The sequence below is a fragment of the Psychrobacter nivimaris genome (assembly GCF_904846365.1).
In the GTDB taxonomy this organism is placed as follows: Bacteria; Pseudomonadota; Gammaproteobacteria; order Pseudomonadales; family Moraxellaceae; genus Psychrobacter; species Psychrobacter nivimaris_B.
In genome coordinates this window covers 98739-116197 of sequence record NZ_CAJHAL010000005.1, presented here as the reverse complement: position 1 = coordinate 116197, position 17459 = coordinate 98739, and the positions used below count along the sequence as shown (strand labels likewise).

Sequence of the window (17459 nt, the reverse complement as noted above, 5' to 3'; positions counted from 1 at the left end):
GATGCGCTAGCAAACTTTCAAAACTGCTTGTACTTATAGCAAAACTGTTATGTCATTACCCATAAAAAACAATTAATCAAAAAGAGAGATTCTTATGTCTGATAAATTTATTAAATCAAAAGCCGCCATCGCGTGGGGTCCAAAGCAGCCACTATCTATCGAAGAAGTGGACGTCATGCTGCCACGCAAAGGCGAAGTATTGGTCAAAATCGTCGCCAGTGGTGTCTGTCATACCGATGCTTTTACCTTATCTGGTGAAGACCCAGAAGGCGTGTTCCCTGTGATCTTGGGTCATGAAGGTGGCGGTATCGTTGAACAAGTTGGCGAAGGCGTGACCAGCGTTCAGGTCGGCGATCATGTCATTCCGTTATACACGGCAGAATGCGGCGTTTGTAAAATGTGCCGCTCAGGAAAAACCAATCTTTGCTCGGCAGTACGCGAGACTCAAGGTAAGGGTTTGATGCCAGATGGCACTACACGTTTTTATAAAGACGGCGAGCCTATCTATCATTATATGGGTTGCTCAACGTTTTCTGAATATACTGTGCTACCAGAGATTTCTCTAGCCAAAGTCAATAAAGAGGCCCCACTAGAAGAAGTTTGCTTGCTTGGTTGCGGTGTGACCACGGGCATGGGCGCGGTCATGAATACAGCAAAAGTTGAAGAGGGCGCTACCGTTGCTATCTTTGGTCTAGGCGGCATTGGACTATCCGCAGTGATTGGTGCTGCGATGGCAAAAGCCAGCCGTATCATTGTCATCGATATCAATGAAAGCAAGTTTGAGTTAGCTAAAAAACTAGGCGCAACCGATTGTATCAATCCGAAAGATTATGACAAACCGATTCAAGAAGTGATCGTTGAGCTAACCGATGGCGGTGTTGATTATTCTTTTGAATGTATCGGTAATGTCGATGTTATGCGTTCAGCGCTAGAGTGCTGCCACAAAGGTTGGGGCGAGTCAGTCATCATCGGTGTCGCTGGTGCTGGACAAGAAATCTCAACCCGTCCATTCCAGTTAGTGACTGGTCGAGTCTGGAAAGGCTCCGCATTTGGTGGGGTAAAAGGTCGCACAGAGCTACCAGGTTATGTCGAGCGTTATCTAGCGGGTGAGATTCCTTTACAAGACTTCATCACTCATACGATGCCGATAGAAGACGTCAACGAAGCGTTTGACTTGATGCACAAAGGCGAAAGTATCCGTACGGTTGTACATTTCTCAGAGTAATTAATGACAGCAGCAACGAGGTTATTGTCTTAGAAATACTTTATTAAAAACAAAAAGGCTGCTTCAATATTGAGGCAGCCTTTTTTTAATGTTATTTGCAGACATAGCTTAAAGGTTAAATGTATCAAGCACTTTTTTTGCTAATGATTAGATCCGCTAGTGTCGATAAATCTGATGCGGTCAAATCAGGAACTGGTACATTAGGCGCGTTAAGCATCGCATTATAGGGACGGGTCAAAAATGCACCGCGACAACCAGCCGCTTGTGCGCCTATAGTATCCCAGAGGTGACAGGCAACAAGACATAAGTCTGACGTATCAACAGCTAGCGTATCAGCCACCAATTGGTAAGTATCAGGTGCTGGCTTGAACTTGCCAACAGTCTCAATACTAAAGTGCTGCTCAAAGTACTGACTGAGGCCTGCTTTTTCTAATGGCGTTGGAGACGCACTGCTTGCTGAATTGGTCAGCGTGACCAGTCGAAACCCTGCATCACGCAAACAAGTCAGTGCTGGCGCTGCATCAGGATGAGCAGGCAACGCACTCATTCTTTCTTTGAACTCATTGATATCGGCGTCTGTCAAAGTCACTTGTCTGATATCAGCAACCATTTGCAATGCACCAACCCCGAGCTCGCCAAAAGGCGTATAGAGGCCGGACAATGTCATAGTTTGCGAGTACAGTACCAGCTGAGCGAACCATTCTCGCAGCACTCTTTGTTTGCCAAATACACGGGTGAATAAAGGCGTTAGCGTGTCGATATCGAGCAATGTTTCATTGACGTCGAACACAATAATCGAGGGAAAGCGTTCAGAAGACATAAAGTATCCTTTTATAGAATGACATTTTTATAACGTCAGGTGGTTTACTCAGTCATGTTCATGTTGGCCAATTGCTCTAAGATACTGACATAGTTCTCGACCCCTTGAGCGCCGCTGACCAGATGACGCTCATTAAAGATAATCGCTGGTACACTTTGGATGCCTTGCTGTTGCCAATGCTGCTCTTCTGCTCGTACTTCTTTCACAAAGAATTGACCTTCCAACACTGCCAATGCTTCACTACGATCAAGCCCAGTCTCTGCTGCAATATCGGCAAGCACATTGATATCTGAGATATCTCTGTTATTGGTGAAATGCGCAGCAAACAAGGCTTGCTTTAATTCATGCATAAGGCCTTGCTGATCAGCGAAATGTAGCAGCTGATGCAAGTTAAAGGTGTTGTGCATGCGTGTGTCATCATTGAAGTTAAATTCAAAGCCAACTTCCTGTCCAGCTTCAGTCATTCTGACTCGGCTAGCATCTGACTCTTGCTTGGTAGAGCCGTACTTCTCGATGATGTGCTCACGTAGGTTTTGACCTTCGCTTGGCATATTTGGGTTTAGCTCAAACGGATGCCAGTGGATAGTGTGAGCAGTATTGGTTTGCTCAAGCGCTGCTGCCAATTGGCGATAGCCGATAACGCACCAAGGGCAGACGACGTCTGAGACGATATCTATTCGAAGTGGTTTTTCTGATGTGCTCATATTTCCTCGCGGGTATTATTATGTATGTTTTATTTGAGATGTATAGATAGAGGCATATCAGTTGGAATCAAGCAGATATACCTAGTTATCAGACAACTATAACTAGTTACCATATATCAAGTCAGTTCATACTAAGAGAATGGCTAAGTGATTACAATGTAGTCTGCGCAGTCGACGTCGCCAATTCGGTAGCGTAATTGTAACCATTACTAATAAGAAAGTAGGCGTTTTTGCAATACGCTGACTCAGTCATAACAAAACCTACGAATACTTAACCAAGCAAGCATGGTCATAAAATAGCTTTTTATTTAAAGTGACTTCGTTGAAATGATAATGTTGAAATGGCAATCGAAAAAGAAAAACTCTAAGCAAAAATAAAAAATTAATATCAATAATGGAGTCACAGATGAAAAATATCACTGAAGCAATGAACTGGCGCTATAGTACAAAAGAATTTGATACCAATAAGAAAATCTCAGCAGAAGACTTCCAAAGTCTAAAGGATATTTTGCGCCTCAGTCCTTCGAGTACCAACATTCAGCCTTGGCATTTTGTCATTGCCGATGATGAAGCTGGTAAAGCCCGAATCGTAAAAGGCACTGAGGGCATGTATGAGTTCAACAATGCCAAAGTAAAAGGTGCCTCGCACGTTATTGTATTCTGTAGCCGTGTCTATGCAGATGATGAGTTTTTGGATGACATCTTAGAAAAAGAAGATGCAGATGGACGTTTCGCAGAGCCAAAATTTAAAGAGCAAATGCATCAGACGCGTAAAATGTTTTTAGACATTCGTCGTTATGAGCAAAAGGACGAGCCACATTGGTTGATAGAGCAATTGTATCTCAATATGGGTGCTCTACTACTAGGAGCGGCTACCCTAGGTATTGATGCGGTGCCGATGGAAGGGGCGGATTTGAAAACGCTCGATGAAGAGTTTGATTTACGTAGCAAGGGCTACACCGCTGTGGCGGTCGTTTCGCTTGGTTATCGTAGTAAAGATGACTTTAACGCTGAGCTGCCAAAATCACGCTTTGATGAAGAAACGATTATCACGAAAGCCTAGCCAGTTATTATCTAAGCAAAGAACATTTTTGGTAGACAGATCTACTAAATACTATACGTAAAAAGTCTATCTAAGAGCCTCGTAAACTGACCGTTTATGGGGCTTTTTTTAGCCAGATTTCCTTTGAAACAACGTTAAAAAATGATGATAAACAATATACCACCTATTAGCAGCGTTAACATTTCGACACTATCGCAGATTAGAAACTACACTGGAATCCCTACAAAGTAAAAACAAAACAACTGTTTTCATACGTCATAATAAATTTATTGACGCTGTCATTTTGAAGCGTATTTCACCATTTTATTATATTCATCCGCCAGCGAGAAGCCAGCATGTCTACCTTGACGTTAACAATCAATAAGCAGGATTATCAGCTCGAGAATCTTGACGCCCGTACGACACTGCTCGACGTCTGTCGTCAACATTTACAAATTACTGGACCCAAAAAAGGCTGCGACCACGGCCAATGCGGCGCTTGTACCATGCTCATCAATGGTCGCCGAGTCAACTCTTGTCTCACACTTGCTATCATGCATGATGGTGATGAGATTACGACCATCGAAGGCATCGGTATGCCGGATTCACTATCGGCGCTGCAACAAGCCTTTAAAGATAACGATGCCTTTCAGTGCGGATATTGCACCCCAGGTCAAATTTGTTCAGCGACTGCCTTAATAGAAGAAGTAAAACAAAATTGGCCAAGCCATGTGAGCACAGACTTACAACATCCTGATAGCCTTCTGGTACAAGAAATCGCTGAGCGCATGAGTGGTAATGTCTGTCGCTGCTCCGCTTATCCCAATATCATCAAAGCCATCTCACAAGTACTTGAAAATGAGATGTCAGAGTCTGCTGCCCAGACCAATGACACCTCTACACAAAATTCAAGCGTAACAGGTATTTGGTCACCGCCGTCAAGCGAGGCTCAGTTCCATAAAGCCTCAGCGAATAACAAAACAATAACAGGCAAGGCAGGAGACCACTCATGAAACGTTTTGAATATAGCCGCGCTGATGCACCTAAGCAAGCCGCAACCTCTGCTAGCGGCAAAGACGCTTCTTTTATCGCAGGTGGTACCAACTTATTAGACTTGATGAAATTGGAGATTGAAACCCCAATCAAACTGGTCGATATCACTCGTTTAGAATTAGAGCAAGTAGAAACGACTGCCGATGGTGGTTTACGTATTGGTACGCTTGTGACCAATAGCGATTTGGCCGCGCATCCTGAGGTGATTGCAAACTATCCAGTATTGTCCCGAGCTATCTTGGCAGGAGCGACTGGTCAGCTACGTAACAGAGCGACAACGGGCGGCAACTTTTTACAGCGTACTCGTTGCTATTATTTTTATCAAACAGACAGCGCTTGTAATAAACGTGAACCGGGCACAGGATGTCCTGCTATCAACGGGGAGAACCGTACCCTAGCTGTCTTAGGTACCAGTGATTCATGTATTGCTCAGCACCCATCCGATATGGCAGTGGCAATGCGCTTACTGGATGCCACGATAGAGACAGTTAAAGCAGATGGCTCGACTCGCGCTATCGATGTCAAAGATTTTTATTGTTTGCCAAAAGACACGCCGCATATCGAAAATGTGCTAGAAGCAGGCGAGCTGATTACTCATGTTGTATTACCTGCCCCTATTAAGGGCATGCATACCTATGACAAAGTGCGTGATCGCGCTTCTTACGCGTTTGCGCTCGTGTCCTGTGCCGCAGTCATCGATGCTGACGACAATGGCAACCTAAAGACAGTACGATTGGCGTTCGGTGGCATCGGTACCAAGCCATGGCGTAATGAAGAGGTTGAGGCACTATTAACGGATACCGATGGCAATAGCGACGTTATCACGCAGGCCGCTGATCTATTATTGCATGATGCCAAAGGTAATGGTCAGAACGACTTTAAAATACCGTTGACGCGTCGCCTACTAAAACAAGTTATTCAGCGCGCATTAGCGGGCGAGGGAGCATAATCATGGCACTATTAGAATCAATCACCCAGTCAGAACCAACCAAAAAACTGACCATGGATGAGCCTGTTGAAACGCTATTTAGCACAACGGCAAGCAAGCTAGTTGGTAAGCCAATCAACCGTGTTGATGGTTCCCTAAAGGTTAGCGGTCAAGCGCCTTACAGTGCCGAAATCCACTTAGACAATAAAGCGTACGGTGTCTTGGTCGGTGCGACCATTGCTAAAGGTCAAGTTGAGAGTATCGATAGTAGTTCTTTAGACGGCATTCCTAATATTATTAAAGTCGTGACCGATCCTGAGCACTTTTTGCGTAACTCTCAACAAGGGACAAAAACTAAAGCACCCAAGCAAGGGGTTAGCGAGATTTTTTATCATGGTCAGCCTATTGCTGTCGTGGTTGCTGAGACTTTTGAGGCGGCAAGAGAAGGCGCTAAAGCGCTGAAAGTGACTTATAAGGATGAGACTGACCAAGCGGCACTGAACTTTACTCAAGAGCTCTCTAACGCACATGCGGTAGATGAAGAAAAAGGCTCTGATAAAAATAATGTCCAAGGCGATCCAGACCAAGGCTTAGCTGATGCGGCAGTGACCGTTGATCGCTTTTATCATACCTCAAGTCAAAGCAACTCTCCGATGGAGCCCCATACAACGTTGGCTCATTGGGAAGGCGATAAGCTCGTTCTGTATACTTCCAATCAGATGATCGCTTCTTGCAAACAGCAAGTCATGGATGCTCTGGACCTAAATAAAGATCAAGTACAACTGATCGCACACTATGTGGGTGGTGGGTTCGGTAGTAAGCTCGGTATTGCTCCTGAATCTATTGCAGCGGCGATTGCTGCGAAAGATCTGGGTCGTCCTGTGCTAATCACTATGACGCGTTCACAAGTGATGGAAGCAACGGTCAGACGCTCAAACACGCGTCAGCGTATCGCTATTGGTTGTAATAAAGAAGGTATTATCAACACATTTATTCATGATACTACGACCAGTAATTTGCCAGGAGAAGCTTTTTTTGAGCCGACGGCATTATCTACCCATTATCTATACCGTGGTGAAAACCGCCGTGTACATTATCAGATGGTAGATATGAATCAAGTATTATCAGGCTCGATGCGTGCGCCGGGTGAGGCGGTGGGTTTGATTGCGGTTGAATGTGCCATGGACGAGCTAGCCTCACAGCTGGACATTGATCCAATCGAGCTGCGCCGCCGTAATGAGCCTGAAGAGGACCCTACCGAAGAGATTCCTTTCTCCACCCGTCAGCTAGTCGCTTGTATGGAGAAGGGCGCTGAACAGTTTGGTTGGGATAAGCATAATCCCAAGCCTGCCAGTCAATTAGAAGGTGACTGGTGGATAGGTACAGGCATGGCGGCGGCTGCCCGTGGTAACCAATTACAGCCATCTGAAGCACGTGCAACCCTACAGGTAGATGAGTCAAAAGCACTTGGTATCAAAGCAGTTATCGAGACAGACATGACAGACATCGGTACAGGGTCTTATACGGTGTTTTCTCAGGTAGCGGCAGACCTGTTAGGACTGCCTATCGACCATGTTGAGATGAAACTAGGCGATAGTGCCTTACCACCTGCATCAGGTTCTGGTGGTAGTTGGGGCGCAGCAAGTGCAGGTAGTAGTATCTACCTCGCTTGTGAGCAGCTGCGTGAGATGCTAGCAGCAAAAGTCGGCCTGTATTCTGATACGATTCAGTTAGATAATGGTCAAATTAAGCAAGTAGGTAAGCACGATCTGACTGCAGTAGAGGCAGCCAAAGAGAACGGTCAAGCGTTCGCTGATAGTACTATTGATAAAATATCAAAAACTACAGGAGTTTCATTTTCAGAGAATGTATTAGAAGAACAGTCAGAATCAGAGAAGTATAATTTTGACAATATAGAATCATATGCGCTTGCTGACGTGATCGCAGGCTACGAGGAGCAAAAAGTCAGTGCCAAAGGACAGATAAAGCCAGGTAAAAATGGTAAAAAGTATCGTCAGTCTTCTTTTGGTGCAAACTTTGCTGAAGTAGCTGTGCATAAAGTTACTGGTGAGATTCGAGTAAAACGCATGACAGGCGCATTTGCTGCAGGTCGTATTCTTAACCATAAAACAGCGACTTCGCAATGCTATGGTGGCATGGTATTCGGTATTGGCTCAGCGTTGATGGAAGAGGTCATCCACGATAAACGTGACGGTCGCCTATGTAACCATGATCTCGCTGAATATCATGTGCCAGTCAATGCCGATGTACCACAGTTAGATGTGATATTGGTAGAAGAGGATGATCCTTATACCAACCCAATGCATATCAAAGGTATTGGTGAGACGGCTATTGCCGGTGCTGCTGCCGCGATTGCTAACGCTGTATACAATGCCGTCGGCGTACGTGTTTATGATTTTCCGATTACGCTTGATAAGCTGCTTTATGAGATGCCAGAGTAAATTTTTAAGCCATATGTACGACAGGAACCCGCTTAATGAGCGGGTTTTTATAACTCAATCAGCAGTATATTTCGTCATTATCAAGAAAATAACTACCAAATAAGAGGCGTTATGAATCAGGTCGCTGACATTCTTAAGCTGGCAATCAAAGCTAAGCAACAGGGTATTGATGCTGTATTGGCAACGGTCGTACGTACTGAAGGCTCAGCATATCGCCGTGCTGGCGCGATGATGCTTATCTGTGAGGATGGTCGCTCAGTTGGGATGATTAGTGGTGGTTGCTTGGAGCCGCATATTATCAAACGTGCCTTTTGGCTTACTCGTAACGGTGCCAATGTGCAAGTCTATCAGACGGGTGATGACATTCACTATGCTGACGATGGCCAAGCGCAAGCAGATGTGAAGCGAACTAACTCTAATATATATGATGGATCGGATAACGGTTTAGATGAAGCGGACTTTGATGAGCTAAACTTTGGATTGGGCTGTAATGGGCGAGTACATGTATTGTTTGAGCGACTAACGACAGCAACACCATTGTTAGAGACAATCCGTGATGTTCGACGTGCTCAGCAGCCGATTTCTGTAGCGACTTTAATTCGTGTTAATGACTATCAGCATCAAGATTCTATAACGCAAAACAGTGATAAATTGCAAATCGGGATGCGGATTAATTTAGATGAACATCGCAACTTGGGAAGTATTTCTGCACAAGGGAAAACAACGTTTTCAAGCATACTTGCCAATACCGTAGAAGAGTTAGCAGAATATAAGCTGTCTGATAAAAATGCCGAATATGTGACGGTGGAAAACGGCAAGGTAACAACAGAGTGGCTCGTGCAACGCCTGCAACCACAATTGCGTCTATTGATTTGCGGGGCAGGTAACGACGTGATGCCACTGGTGACCATGGCCAAACTACAAGACTGGTATGTGACAGTTATAGATAGCCGCGCGCAATATGCAACTCGTATGCGGTTTCCTCAAGCGGATGTTGTGATGTCGCTATCTTTAGGTGACAGTGAGACTTTGCTTGAGCTTAGTAACAACGCAGCAGTTGCTTTGATGTCACACAGCTTGAGTCAAGATCGCGCTCGCTTAGCAATACTGCTTAAGCATTCAGACAATTATAAATACTTAGGGCAATTAGGGCCGCGCTATCGGACCGAACGCTTGATTAATGAAATCAGCATAAACCTTAGCAATCCTACTATGTTAGAAGCGGGCATTCATAAACTGCATTATCCGATTGGTTATAAGCTGGGCGGAGATGGCCCTGAGGCACTCGCACTCGGTATCATGGCAGAGATTAATGCGGTCATGTACAATCAAGACGCTCCAGTAAATGGTTCACATAGTAATCTCTCAAATATCACAGCGATGAGTAGTGATATGGATGCCAATACTGTCCAGAGTGGCGTATGAGTAAGCGTGTATTTACAGAAGGTACTGAACATATAGAAAGTACTGAACAGCATAGCCAAAACCATGCGGTCATTATCTTAGCAAGTGGTCTCAGTCAGCGCCTTGGCCAACCCAAGCAGCTACTCGTTAAGAATGGCGAGCCGTTGATTACTGATATGACTCGACTGGCAACAACTACCAATCCGCAAGTTATTGTCATTGTCATTCCTGATAATCATTGTTTGATTGCTAGTACGATGACAGAGTTGGCCAATCAATATCCAACGGTTCAGATAGTGGTGAACTCACAAGCTGATACTGGTATGGCACATAGTTTGAGTCTGGGTATTGAGACAATTGTTGCTCTTGAAACGACTTCAATTGATCGAGTGCTCATCATGGGAGTCGATCAAGTATTGTTAGATGAGCCACATCTAACAGCTTTGCTAGCGGGCAAGCAGACGGTAGTGGCCAGTCGCTATCACAGTTGGCAACGTTTAGAAAAACATCAAAATCGAGATGAAAAGGTATCTGATATTATAGGTCTACCTTTAGCAATTAACTATAAACTGCTGAGACAGTGGCAGCCAGAATTGATAGGAGATAAAGGGTTTCGTCACTTAATTAGAGAATTGTCCGCTGATCAAATAGGTGAGATTGATAATGACCAACTTAGCTACGATATTGATACGCCCGAGCAGCTAGCATTTGCTAGAAAACTGGGTTGGCTTGATAGCTAGCATGATTAATTTAATTTATTTTGAACAGTATTCCTTCTGAACAATAAAATGCGAGAGAATAAAATTATAAATACGATAGAAACCGAACGACTGTACCTACGACAGTGGCAAGCGAGCGATTTTGCGCCATTCGCTGAGATGAATGCAAATCCTGAAGTAATGGAATACTTTCCCAAGTTATTAACTACTTCCATGAGTAATACTATCGCCAAAAAATGCCAGTCGCTGATTAATGATAATGGGTGGGGTTTTTGGGCGGTGAGTTTAAAAGAGACAGATACTTTTATCGGTATGGTTGGGTTAAATCACGCGCATGCCGATATGCCGTTTTCTCCTGCTGTCGAGATTGCTTGGCGCTTACATAATGACTATTGGGGACAAGGTTATGCAACTGAAGCTGCCCGAGCATCTCTGGATTTTGCCTTTGTTGAGCTAGAGATTGAGGAAGTGGTTGCCTTTACTGCCGTTATCAATAAGCGCTCACAATTGGTTATGGAGCGCCTTGGTATGACCAATACACAGGAGGATTTCTATCACCCTATGCTTGACCTTAATCATCGGCTCGCTGAGCATGTGCTATACAAAATTACTCGGCATCAGCGGCAAGATATTGTGCTCACTTAATTGCATTGACGGCTGTCTTTTACTCTGTTTGGCTACTATTATCACGCGAAAACGTCAAAATATGTCCCTTAAACGGTAAGTCTAGATAAGTCGTATTTTCAGGTTTAACGTGCTTACTACTAAAGCCAAATTCAGTCATCTTGTTGGTTAGTTTGTTTTTGCGTCCGCGACCAGGATCGACCACGATGACCTCGCAAGTCGGCATAGCATGGCGGTCAATAAACTCAGCTAATATGTCAATGTGTTGGTCTTCATAGAGCAAGTCACTGCCGATAATCATATCAAACTTGCCAAGATGGCTATTGTCCTCTGCCCAGTCTAAACGCTCAAAGTTTATCTCTTTGGTATTATTCAGCGTGGTATTTCTATCAAGGAAATACTCAACCGTTGGATGGTAGTCAGTCGCTGTGATGTCCGCATGTCTATGATTAAGTAGCAGACTAGAGAGCGCCATACCGCAGCCAACTTCCAAAATACGTTTGCCTGCAATATCGTAATCAAGCATATGATTGGCCAGCACCAAGCTTGACGGCCATATCACCCCAAACATCGGCCAAGAAGCAGAGCAAATGCCAAGTTTTAACGCTTCGTCGTCAGGGTCGCTAAATTGTTGATTGTCACGTAGTGTGCAAATATGAATGTCGGTATTGCCAATTTCAATCGTTTGATAACGCACGCGCACAGTGGTCAGCGAAGTCATAAACTGTCCTAAAAAATAAGCAAGAATGCAAGTTTTGGCAGGGGTTGCCGATTTCGGTAGGGTACGACGTTGGAAAAGATGATGAAAATATTGGAAGCTGTATAGATGTTTGAATGGTTAGAGATTTGTGGCAACTTAAGTCGTGGCAAGAAAATACTTAAGCGTGTGAGGAGAGTATGACCTAAATTCTGACAAGTTATTGTTAATTCTGAGAGTATTGTTATTGCTGCGTAGAATTGGCTGATATCAGAGAGTGATATAGATAAGAATGGTACGAACATTTTCGTATAAGCATAAGTAGTGCGCTTAATTTGAGCTAAGCGCACTGCTTATGCTCGCGTAAAAGATTGAGATTAGGTATCAAATCAGTTGATACAGTGGAATGAATTAAGCGAGTTAAATCAGTTAAGAAATCTCCTTAGTTAAGAAATCTCAATCCAGAGGTTTTGAGTGCCCATACCAGCTCTACAAAAGCGCGACTGTTGGTCAAAGGTTCACCATCGATGATGAGAACGTAGCCTGCATTATCTATCCATAAAAACACAAAGCTGGTCTCAGGAATGAGTAGGTCGACCTGCTGAAAAAACGAGATGGCTTGGCTTTCTACCGCCCATCCACGTTGCTTTTGGCGAAGCATAAATCCTGAAAAATCAGCGGCGGCGACACTGAGCATATCTGCTTCTTCTTGACTATAGCCCACTCGCGCTAAACAAAACCCTTCATCAGAGCCGATCGCGGCACGGCGTTTACCAGATAAGCTCGCCACGACATAAGGCAAAAACTGGTCCAATGGCAAGTTAGGCGCTGGTAAAAACAGCGACAGCTTTTCAATCCAACCTTGTTCGATAAAGCCTTGTAGCCATTGTTCAGAATAACGCTGAAGCCAGTCAGCAGCGAGCAGTGTCTGATCATAAGACAGCAAATCCTGTAATGCCAACTGCTCATCAGTTGGTTCGTTCTGTGAAAACGCCTCAAAAATACCAGCTGGCGTCAGGGTAAGATAGGTTTTATCAGCATTTAAGTAAGAGGACATAGTAACTACCATTATGATAAAAGTGATTAATAGGTGACAAATTAGGCTTTTATATCGTTGAGTTCAAATAATTTCGATACAAGGAAACCGAGCGTAAGTTATACATTAATATGCTTAGCGAGGATGACGATGTAGCGGATTTATATGGATTTGACTATAGTTTGATCGAGATGTTGTTGGCAGTTGTCCCAGCGCGCATCGAACTGCCAATCACTTCTACCCAAGCGAAACCATACCAGCGAAAATGCGAGACGATCATTGCGCGCAGTACAATGGGCAAAAAACTCATTTTCGATTTGCTCGATCGTACCCCAGTCTTCGTCCTCACGCGCTTGCATCAGCTCAGTAGTGATGTCTTTAGCGATTTCTCGGGCATCGTCGCTGCTGATACGCAGCCGTTGCTTTTGCTCATTGAGAGAAGGGGATATCAGCACACTCCAACGAGTGGCCAACATACTATTGCGCTGGATGTATCTTTTTTTATCAATGCAATCGCGAAAGCCTTGCTGGACATGAGGATACAAACGATCTTTGATACGAGTAAACAGATTGTTTACATCGTATGGGATATCAAACCAGCAACCATAAAAAAAGTCTGCCACTGCACCCTGTAGCGGTTCTTTCTCCGTCAATAGCAAAGCTGCGTTGATACGCTGCTCATGAAAGTGACGGTTGTTGGGTGCCAAAAACACTTTACGAGAGTAAAACCGAAATACTCGATGCGCGACTCTTTCATTTTCTTTGATCAGGTCTGAATCAGACATAATAATACCCTCCTGTCATCGCTATTATTACGACGGTGCTTGCTTCAATGATAATGATGTTGTAAAACAAACGATGACTTCATCTCGCAAAATAGCGCTTGATATCAATATAACAATTAAGCGACTAATCCAATAATGTCTGCATCAAATCAATCATAAATTCGGCATCTTCTTCGCTCATTGGCTCAAACCCTTGATGCATGCTAAGCTCAGCCAAGGCTTCTTTACCATCTGCATCGTTGTGTAAATTCAGGATGGCCTCTAGGAAGATTTGCGAATCGGGAAAGTCTTCTTTAACAAGGAGTACATGACTAATATCAGCCAAGTCACTTTCGATAAGTACTGACAGCTGAGTCTTGGTCAAGCGTGAAAAGCTATGAAAAATCTCTGCCAAAAAGAACGCGACTTGGGCTTCACCTTTAATGACTTTTCGGGCAGCCGCTTGATAGGTCTCGGTCACATCCCAGTTGAGATCAGACGCTTCTATATCGACGGCTTCTAGCAAGCGCAAGCCAATCAGTTTAACATCTCGATTGTCAGCCATCGCGACAGTAGCCCCTGCTCGAATGTCTTCCAAACGGCTGATAGTGCTATTGGCTGCGGCTGCAATGATCATCTCGTCAGATTTACCGATAGGTCGGGCAATGGCTCGATAGCCTTGCTCTCGAATGAGAGTGGCTGCATCAAAAGGGTTGGCATAAATGATTTGAATGTCACCAGCATCAATGACCTGCTCTTGCTCAGCGTGAGAGGCAGGAATATTGAGATGCATGTTTAAGTTGGCACGTTTTTGAATCAAGGTGTTGAACATGTGCCAGCCTGCAAAGCGATCAGGCGAAAAATCAGGGGCGATTAACATATTGTGTGTCGTCATGAGTTAGCCTTCCTCATCTTGTTTCATTTGGGCATATTGAGTCATCGCCGCTTCAATTTTCCTGCGTGATGGTTTGCGTCGTACCGAGGTGTAGCCGACGGTTTCACCGCGACGCACGTTAGGCACCACAGTGGCATAGACCCAATAATGACTGCCGTCTTTGCATAAGTTTTTGACATAGCCATGCCATTTTTGTCCAGACTCGGCAGTACTCCATAAGTCTTTATAGGCAGCTTTTGGCATATCAGGATGACGCAAAATATAGTGCTGTTGGCCAATCAATTCATCTACATGATAGCCACTGATTTCGACAAAGGCGTCGTTGACGTGAGTGATGATACCGTCGAGATTGGTACGCGAGACAATCAGTTTGCCATCTGGGTAGGGGCGCTCTATACCAGTATCATAGACAGTCCGTGACGTGCCATCATGATAAGTCATCGTGATTTGCTCAGCAGGCATATCGGGTTTGTGTGCATCAGGGATTGGAGAACCCATGGTCATCTCCTTCGTTGATCGTTATATCGTCAATCCTCTATAAATTGAACACGGTGTCAGCCTTGCTTAGTCTACTACTTGTAGTACTCTCACTCGGCTTTCTTGTATTCAAATTATATTGAACCGACTATGTTTATAGTGATTAAAAAGCTAATAAGTTCGATAAGCAGTCGCTAATCAAATGAGCTTTGCCAATGCTTCTGAAGCACGCTTAATATCTAGGAATATCAAGCCAAGCTTGGCGTTGGGTTTTGCCATGATGGTAAGTACGGCTTCATCGCCTGATGAGGTCATGATGACGTAGCCTTTCTCGCCTTGAATCATAATGCGATCGATACTACCGCGTGCCAACTCGCGTCCTGCACGATCACCCAATGATAATAGTGCTGCTGACATAGCACCCACGCGATCTTCATCCACGCCGGTTGGTAGAGCTGAAGCAATCATAAGACCATCGTTAGAGATTAGGGCAGATGCTTCAACATCTGCTGATGAACTGTTTAAGTCTTCCAATATCTGCTGAAATGAATCTGTACGCATATCGCTTTCTCTGTACTGGTGATTGGTTTTTTATTTATGAGCTAATGAAGTTAGTCAAAAATATCCTTGTTTAAAAAATGGTATTATAAATCCTTACTAATAATATTGATATATATTTGCCCAATTAAAAGTAAATTTTTTTGGACTTTTGTGCCTTTTGTCATCAAATCATTACCCTTTATCTTTATTTTTTCGAGGAAAATGATGGTTTTTTATTATGTCTAATCGATGAGCGGTTGAAGACCTAGCAAGATCCTTGGTATTTTTTTCAATAGAGATATTTTTTGTAACTATAGATTAATGTCCACCATTGCTATCAAACGGAGCCGCTGAAATTTAGCTAACAAAAATCACTTATAGATTCTTATGATGAAGATATTTACTAGACTTATAAGTCTCAAAAATGATATACAGTCATGAGGGGATAAATATTGACACTTCTAAATGCGTTATAAAGATACAAATTGAGTCAGCTTTTTTGATCCTATCAGTCTCTATACATAATCTTGTATAGGGGCGATTTCAGTTTTACATCAACGTTTATAGCCCTTTCGTTTACTCAATATGTTGTAGCGTCGATGTAAATAATTACTATCACCAGTTTTATCCTAAGGAAGAAATACATGAGCATCAGTGAAGCCATCCAAAAAGTCGAAGCACGTTATGCCCATCAGCCTGAATTCATTCAAGCAGTAAAAGAGGTGGCAATTACGATTCAACCTTTATACGATGCGCATCCTGAATATAGTACGTTAAAGGTATTCGAGCGTTTGGTAGAGCCTGATCGGGTATTTGGCTTTCGTATCAATTGGGAAGATGATCAAGGCGTGGTACAAGTCAATCGTGGTTGGCGTGTGCAGTTTTGCAATGCTCTAGGCCCTTATAAAGGCGGTCTTAGATTCCATCCTACCGTCAATCAATCCGTATTGAAGTTCTTAGGCTTCGAGCAGATTTTTAAAAATGCCTTAACTGGCTTACCGATTGGCGGCGGTAAAGGTGGGTCAGATTTTGATCCTAAAGGCAAAACGGACAGCGAGATTCGTCGTTTTTGCTATGCCTTTATGCGTGAGCTACATCATTACGTGAGCAAAGACATGGATGTGCCTGCTGGTGACATCGGCGTCGGTGGTCGAGAAGTTAGCTATATGTTTGCGATGTATAAGAATTTAACGCGTGAATCAACAGGGGTTATCACTGGCAAAGGCGTGGGCTTTGGTGGCAGCTTGATGCGTACAGAGGCGACTGGCTACGGTGCAGTCTACTTCTTAGAAAATATGCTCATCGCTCAGAACGATAAGCTTCAAGGCAAAAAGGTGCTGATATCAGGAGCAGGTAATGTCTCATTACATGCTGCCGAAAAAGTGAATGCGCTAGGTGGTATGGCAATAACTGTCTCTGATTCACAAGGGACGTTGCATGATGAAAATGGTCTCAATCAAGAAAAAATTGATTGGCTCAAAAAACAAAAGCAGCAAAACAAGCCTTTAGCAGAGTATATTGATGTTTATGGTGGCGAGTGGCTTGCCAAACAGAAACCGTGGCAGTTTGAAGCTGATATTGCGATTCCATGCGCTACTCAAAATGAAGTCAATGAAGCTGATGCCAAATTGTTGGTCGAAAATGGCGTGAAGTATGTGGTGGAAGGCGCTAATATGCCACTCACTGCGGAAGCAATTGATTATATCCGTTTGCACCGTGTTCATTATGCACCTGGTAAAGCTGCTAATGCGGGCGGGGTTGCGGTATCTGCGCTTGAAATGTCGCAAAACTCTGTCCGTCAATATCAAACCTTTGAGCAAGTCGATGAGCGTCTAAAAGGTATTATGAAAGATATCCACGACAGTGCTGCGAATGCTTCAGAACAATATGGTCAAACTGACAATGGTTATGTCGATTATATGGCTGGTGCCAATATGGTTGGCTTCAAACGTGTGGCTGATGCGTTGGTCGCTTTTGGTATTTTGAACTAGTCTTACTTATAAGTGGTAAACAAGCCTTAGTGGTTGGTTAATATGGACAAATAGCAAAGCCCCAATCATTGAATGGTT

General features: G+C 43.9%; 17 protein-coding genes. 9 read left to right on the top strand and 8 right to left on the bottom strand.

The features are described 5' to 3' along the window. Window positions 1–94: 94 nt before the first annotated feature. Complete coding sequence (locus JMX63_RS03935; RefSeq protein WP_265089088.1) at window positions 95–1225, top strand: S-(hydroxymethyl)glutathione dehydrogenase/class III alcohol dehydrogenase; 1131 nt, start codon at window positions 95–97, stop codon at window positions 1223–1225. A gap of 124 nt (window positions 1226–1349) precedes the next feature. On the opposite strand, the gene JMX63_RS03930 is transcribed toward JMX63_RS03935, so the two are convergent. Then, window positions 1350–2045 (bottom strand): haloacid dehalogenase type II, encoded by a 696-nt coding sequence (locus tag JMX63_RS03930; protein WP_201571087.1) that lies wholly within the window; start codon window positions 2043–2045, stop codon window positions 1350–1352. 44 nt (window positions 2046–2089) lie between these two features. Continuing rightward, the gene (locus JMX63_RS03925; RefSeq protein ID WP_201571086.1) at window positions 2090–2749 is read right to left on the bottom strand and encodes a DsbA family oxidoreductase; all 660 of its coding nucleotides are present in this window, start codon (window positions 2747–2749) and stop codon (window positions 2090–2092) included. 406 nt (window positions 2750–3155) lie between these two features. Between JMX63_RS03925 and nfsB the strand changes: the two genes are divergently transcribed. From nfsB to JMX63_RS03890, 7 genes are all read left to right on the top strand, one after another. Then, on the top strand, window positions 3156–3812 hold the full coding sequence (nfsB, locus tag JMX63_RS03920; protein ID WP_201571085.1) for an oxygen-insensitive NAD(P)H nitroreductase: 657 nt from the start codon (window positions 3156–3158) through the stop codon (window positions 3810–3812). A 335-nt stretch (window positions 3813–4147) separates the two neighbouring features. Then, the gene (locus tag JMX63_RS03915) at window positions 4148–4804 is read left to right on the top strand and encodes a 2Fe-2S iron-sulfur cluster-binding protein (RefSeq protein WP_025650766.1); all 657 of its coding nucleotides are present in this window, start codon (window positions 4148–4150) and stop codon (window positions 4802–4804) included. Then, on the top strand, window positions 4801–5793 hold the full coding sequence (locus JMX63_RS03910) for an FAD binding domain-containing protein (protein ID WP_201571084.1): 993 nt from the start codon (window positions 4801–4803) through the stop codon (window positions 5791–5793). Before JMX63_RS03915 ends, JMX63_RS03910 begins: the two co-directional genes overlap by 4 nt. 2 nt (window positions 5794–5795) lie before the next feature. After that, entirely contained in the window at window positions 5796–8234 is a 2439-nt protein-coding gene (locus tag JMX63_RS03905) for a xanthine dehydrogenase family protein molybdopterin-binding subunit (protein WP_201571083.1), read from the top strand. A 111-nt stretch (window positions 8235–8345) separates the two neighbouring features. After that, window positions 8346–9659: an XdhC family protein gene (locus tag JMX63_RS03900; RefSeq protein ID WP_201571082.1), complete on the top strand. Its 1314-nt coding sequence runs from the start codon at window positions 8346–8348 to the stop codon at window positions 9657–9659. Then, window positions 9656–10378: a nucleotidyltransferase family protein gene (locus JMX63_RS03895; RefSeq protein ID WP_201571081.1), complete on the top strand. Its 723-nt coding sequence runs from the start codon at window positions 9656–9658 to the stop codon at window positions 10376–10378. The genes JMX63_RS03900 and JMX63_RS03895 overlap by 4 nt, the downstream gene beginning before the upstream one ends. A gap of 48 nt (window positions 10379–10426) precedes the next feature. Next, window positions 10427–11002 carry a GNAT family N-acetyltransferase gene (locus JMX63_RS03890; RefSeq protein ID WP_201571079.1) on the top strand — a complete coding sequence of 192 codons (576 nt, stop codon included), beginning with the start codon at window positions 10427–10429 and terminating at the stop codon, window positions 11000–11002. 19 nt (window positions 11003–11021) lie between these two features. Here the strand turns inward: JMX63_RS03890 and JMX63_RS03885 are convergent, their stop codons facing one another. The 6 genes from JMX63_RS03885 to JMX63_RS03860 all read right to left on the bottom strand — a co-directional run bounded on the left by JMX63_RS03885 (window position 11022) and on the right by JMX63_RS03860 (window position 15411). Then, a complete protein-coding gene (locus JMX63_RS03885) occupies window positions 11022–11702 on the bottom strand; it encodes a class I SAM-dependent methyltransferase (RefSeq protein ID WP_201571077.1) in 681 nt (226 codons plus the stop codon). A gap of 418 nt (window positions 11703–12120) precedes the next feature. Then, the gene (locus JMX63_RS03880; protein ID WP_102090409.1) at window positions 12121–12735 is read right to left on the bottom strand and encodes a hypothetical protein; all 615 of its coding nucleotides are present in this window, start codon (window positions 12733–12735) and stop codon (window positions 12121–12123) included. A gap of 140 nt (window positions 12736–12875) precedes the next feature. Next, on the bottom strand, window positions 12876–13499 hold the full coding sequence (locus JMX63_RS03875; RefSeq protein WP_102090408.1) for a hypothetical protein: 624 nt from the start codon (window positions 13497–13499) through the stop codon (window positions 12876–12878). Between the two features lie 124 nt (window positions 13500–13623). Next, the gene (locus tag JMX63_RS03870; RefSeq protein WP_201571075.1) at window positions 13624–14373 is read right to left on the bottom strand and encodes a PhnD/SsuA/transferrin family substrate-binding protein; all 750 of its coding nucleotides are present in this window, start codon (window positions 14371–14373) and stop codon (window positions 13624–13626) included. 3 nt (window positions 14374–14376) lie between these two features. Beyond that, entirely contained in the window at window positions 14377–14871 is a 495-nt protein-coding gene (locus JMX63_RS03865) for a PAS domain-containing protein (protein WP_201571073.1), read from the bottom strand. A gap of 177 nt (window positions 14872–15048) precedes the next feature. Then, window positions 15049–15411: a roadblock/LC7 domain-containing protein gene (locus tag JMX63_RS03860; RefSeq protein WP_010201036.1), complete on the bottom strand. Its 363-nt coding sequence runs from the start codon at window positions 15409–15411 to the stop codon at window positions 15049–15051. A gap of 623 nt (window positions 15412–16034) precedes the next feature. Here JMX63_RS03860 and gdhA point away from each other — a divergent pair. Continuing rightward, entirely contained in the window at window positions 16035–17381 is a 1347-nt protein-coding gene (gene gdhA / locus JMX63_RS03855; protein WP_201571071.1) for an NADP-specific glutamate dehydrogenase, read from the top strand. Window positions 17382–17459: the final 78 nt, after the last annotated feature.

What these genes read in the sequence shown, in the direction of transcription:
- JMX63_RS03935 (WP_265089088.1), top strand. Translation starts at nt 95, where the DNA reads ATGTCTGATAAATTTATTAAATCAAAAGCCGCCATCGCGTGGGGTCCA.
- JMX63_RS03930 (WP_201571087.1), bottom strand. Translation starts at nt 2,045, where the DNA reads ATGTCTTCTGAACGCTTTCCCTCGATTATTGTGTTCGACGTCAATGAA.
- JMX63_RS03925 (WP_201571086.1), bottom strand. Translation starts at nt 2,749, where the DNA reads ATGAGCACATCAGAAAAACCACTTCGAATAGATATCGTCTCAGACGTC.
- nfsB (WP_201571085.1), top strand. Translation starts at nt 3,156, where the DNA reads ATGAAAAATATCACTGAAGCAATGAACTGGCGCTATAGTACAAAAGAA.
- JMX63_RS03915 (WP_025650766.1), top strand. Translation starts at nt 4,148, where the DNA reads ATGTCTACCTTGACGTTAACAATCAATAAGCAGGATTATCAGCTCGAG.
- JMX63_RS03910 (WP_201571084.1), top strand. Translation starts at nt 4,801, where the DNA reads ATGAAACGTTTTGAATATAGCCGCGCTGATGCACCTAAGCAAGCCGCA.
- JMX63_RS03905 (WP_201571083.1), top strand. Translation starts at nt 5,796, where the DNA reads ATGGCACTATTAGAATCAATCACCCAGTCAGAACCAACCAAAAAACTG.
- JMX63_RS03900 (WP_201571082.1), top strand. Translation starts at nt 8,346, where the DNA reads ATGAATCAGGTCGCTGACATTCTTAAGCTGGCAATCAAAGCTAAGCAA.
- JMX63_RS03895 (WP_201571081.1), top strand. Translation starts at nt 9,656, where the DNA reads ATGAGTAAGCGTGTATTTACAGAAGGTACTGAACATATAGAAAGTACT.
- JMX63_RS03890 (WP_201571079.1), top strand. Translation starts at nt 10,427, where the DNA reads ATGCGAGAGAATAAAATTATAAATACGATAGAAACCGAACGACTGTAC.
- JMX63_RS03885 (WP_201571077.1), bottom strand. Translation starts at nt 11,702, where the DNA reads ATGACTTCGCTGACCACTGTGCGCGTGCGTTATCAAACGATTGAAATT.
- JMX63_RS03880 (WP_102090409.1), bottom strand. Translation starts at nt 12,735, where the DNA reads ATGTCCTCTTACTTAAATGCTGATAAAACCTATCTTACCCTGACGCCA.
- JMX63_RS03875 (WP_102090408.1), bottom strand. Translation starts at nt 13,499, where the DNA reads ATGTCTGATTCAGACCTGATCAAAGAAAATGAAAGAGTCGCGCATCGA.
- JMX63_RS03870 (WP_201571075.1), bottom strand. Translation starts at nt 14,373, where the DNA reads ATGACGACACACAATATGTTAATCGCCCCTGATTTTTCGCCTGATCGC.
- JMX63_RS03865 (WP_201571073.1), bottom strand. Translation starts at nt 14,871, where the DNA reads ATGGGTTCTCCAATCCCTGATGCACACAAACCCGATATGCCTGCTGAG.
- JMX63_RS03860 (WP_010201036.1), bottom strand. Translation starts at nt 15,411, where the DNA reads ATGCGTACAGATTCATTTCAGCAGATATTGGAAGACTTAAACAGTTCA.
- gdhA (WP_201571071.1), top strand. Translation starts at nt 16,035, where the DNA reads ATGAGCATCAGTGAAGCCATCCAAAAAGTCGAAGCACGTTATGCCCAT.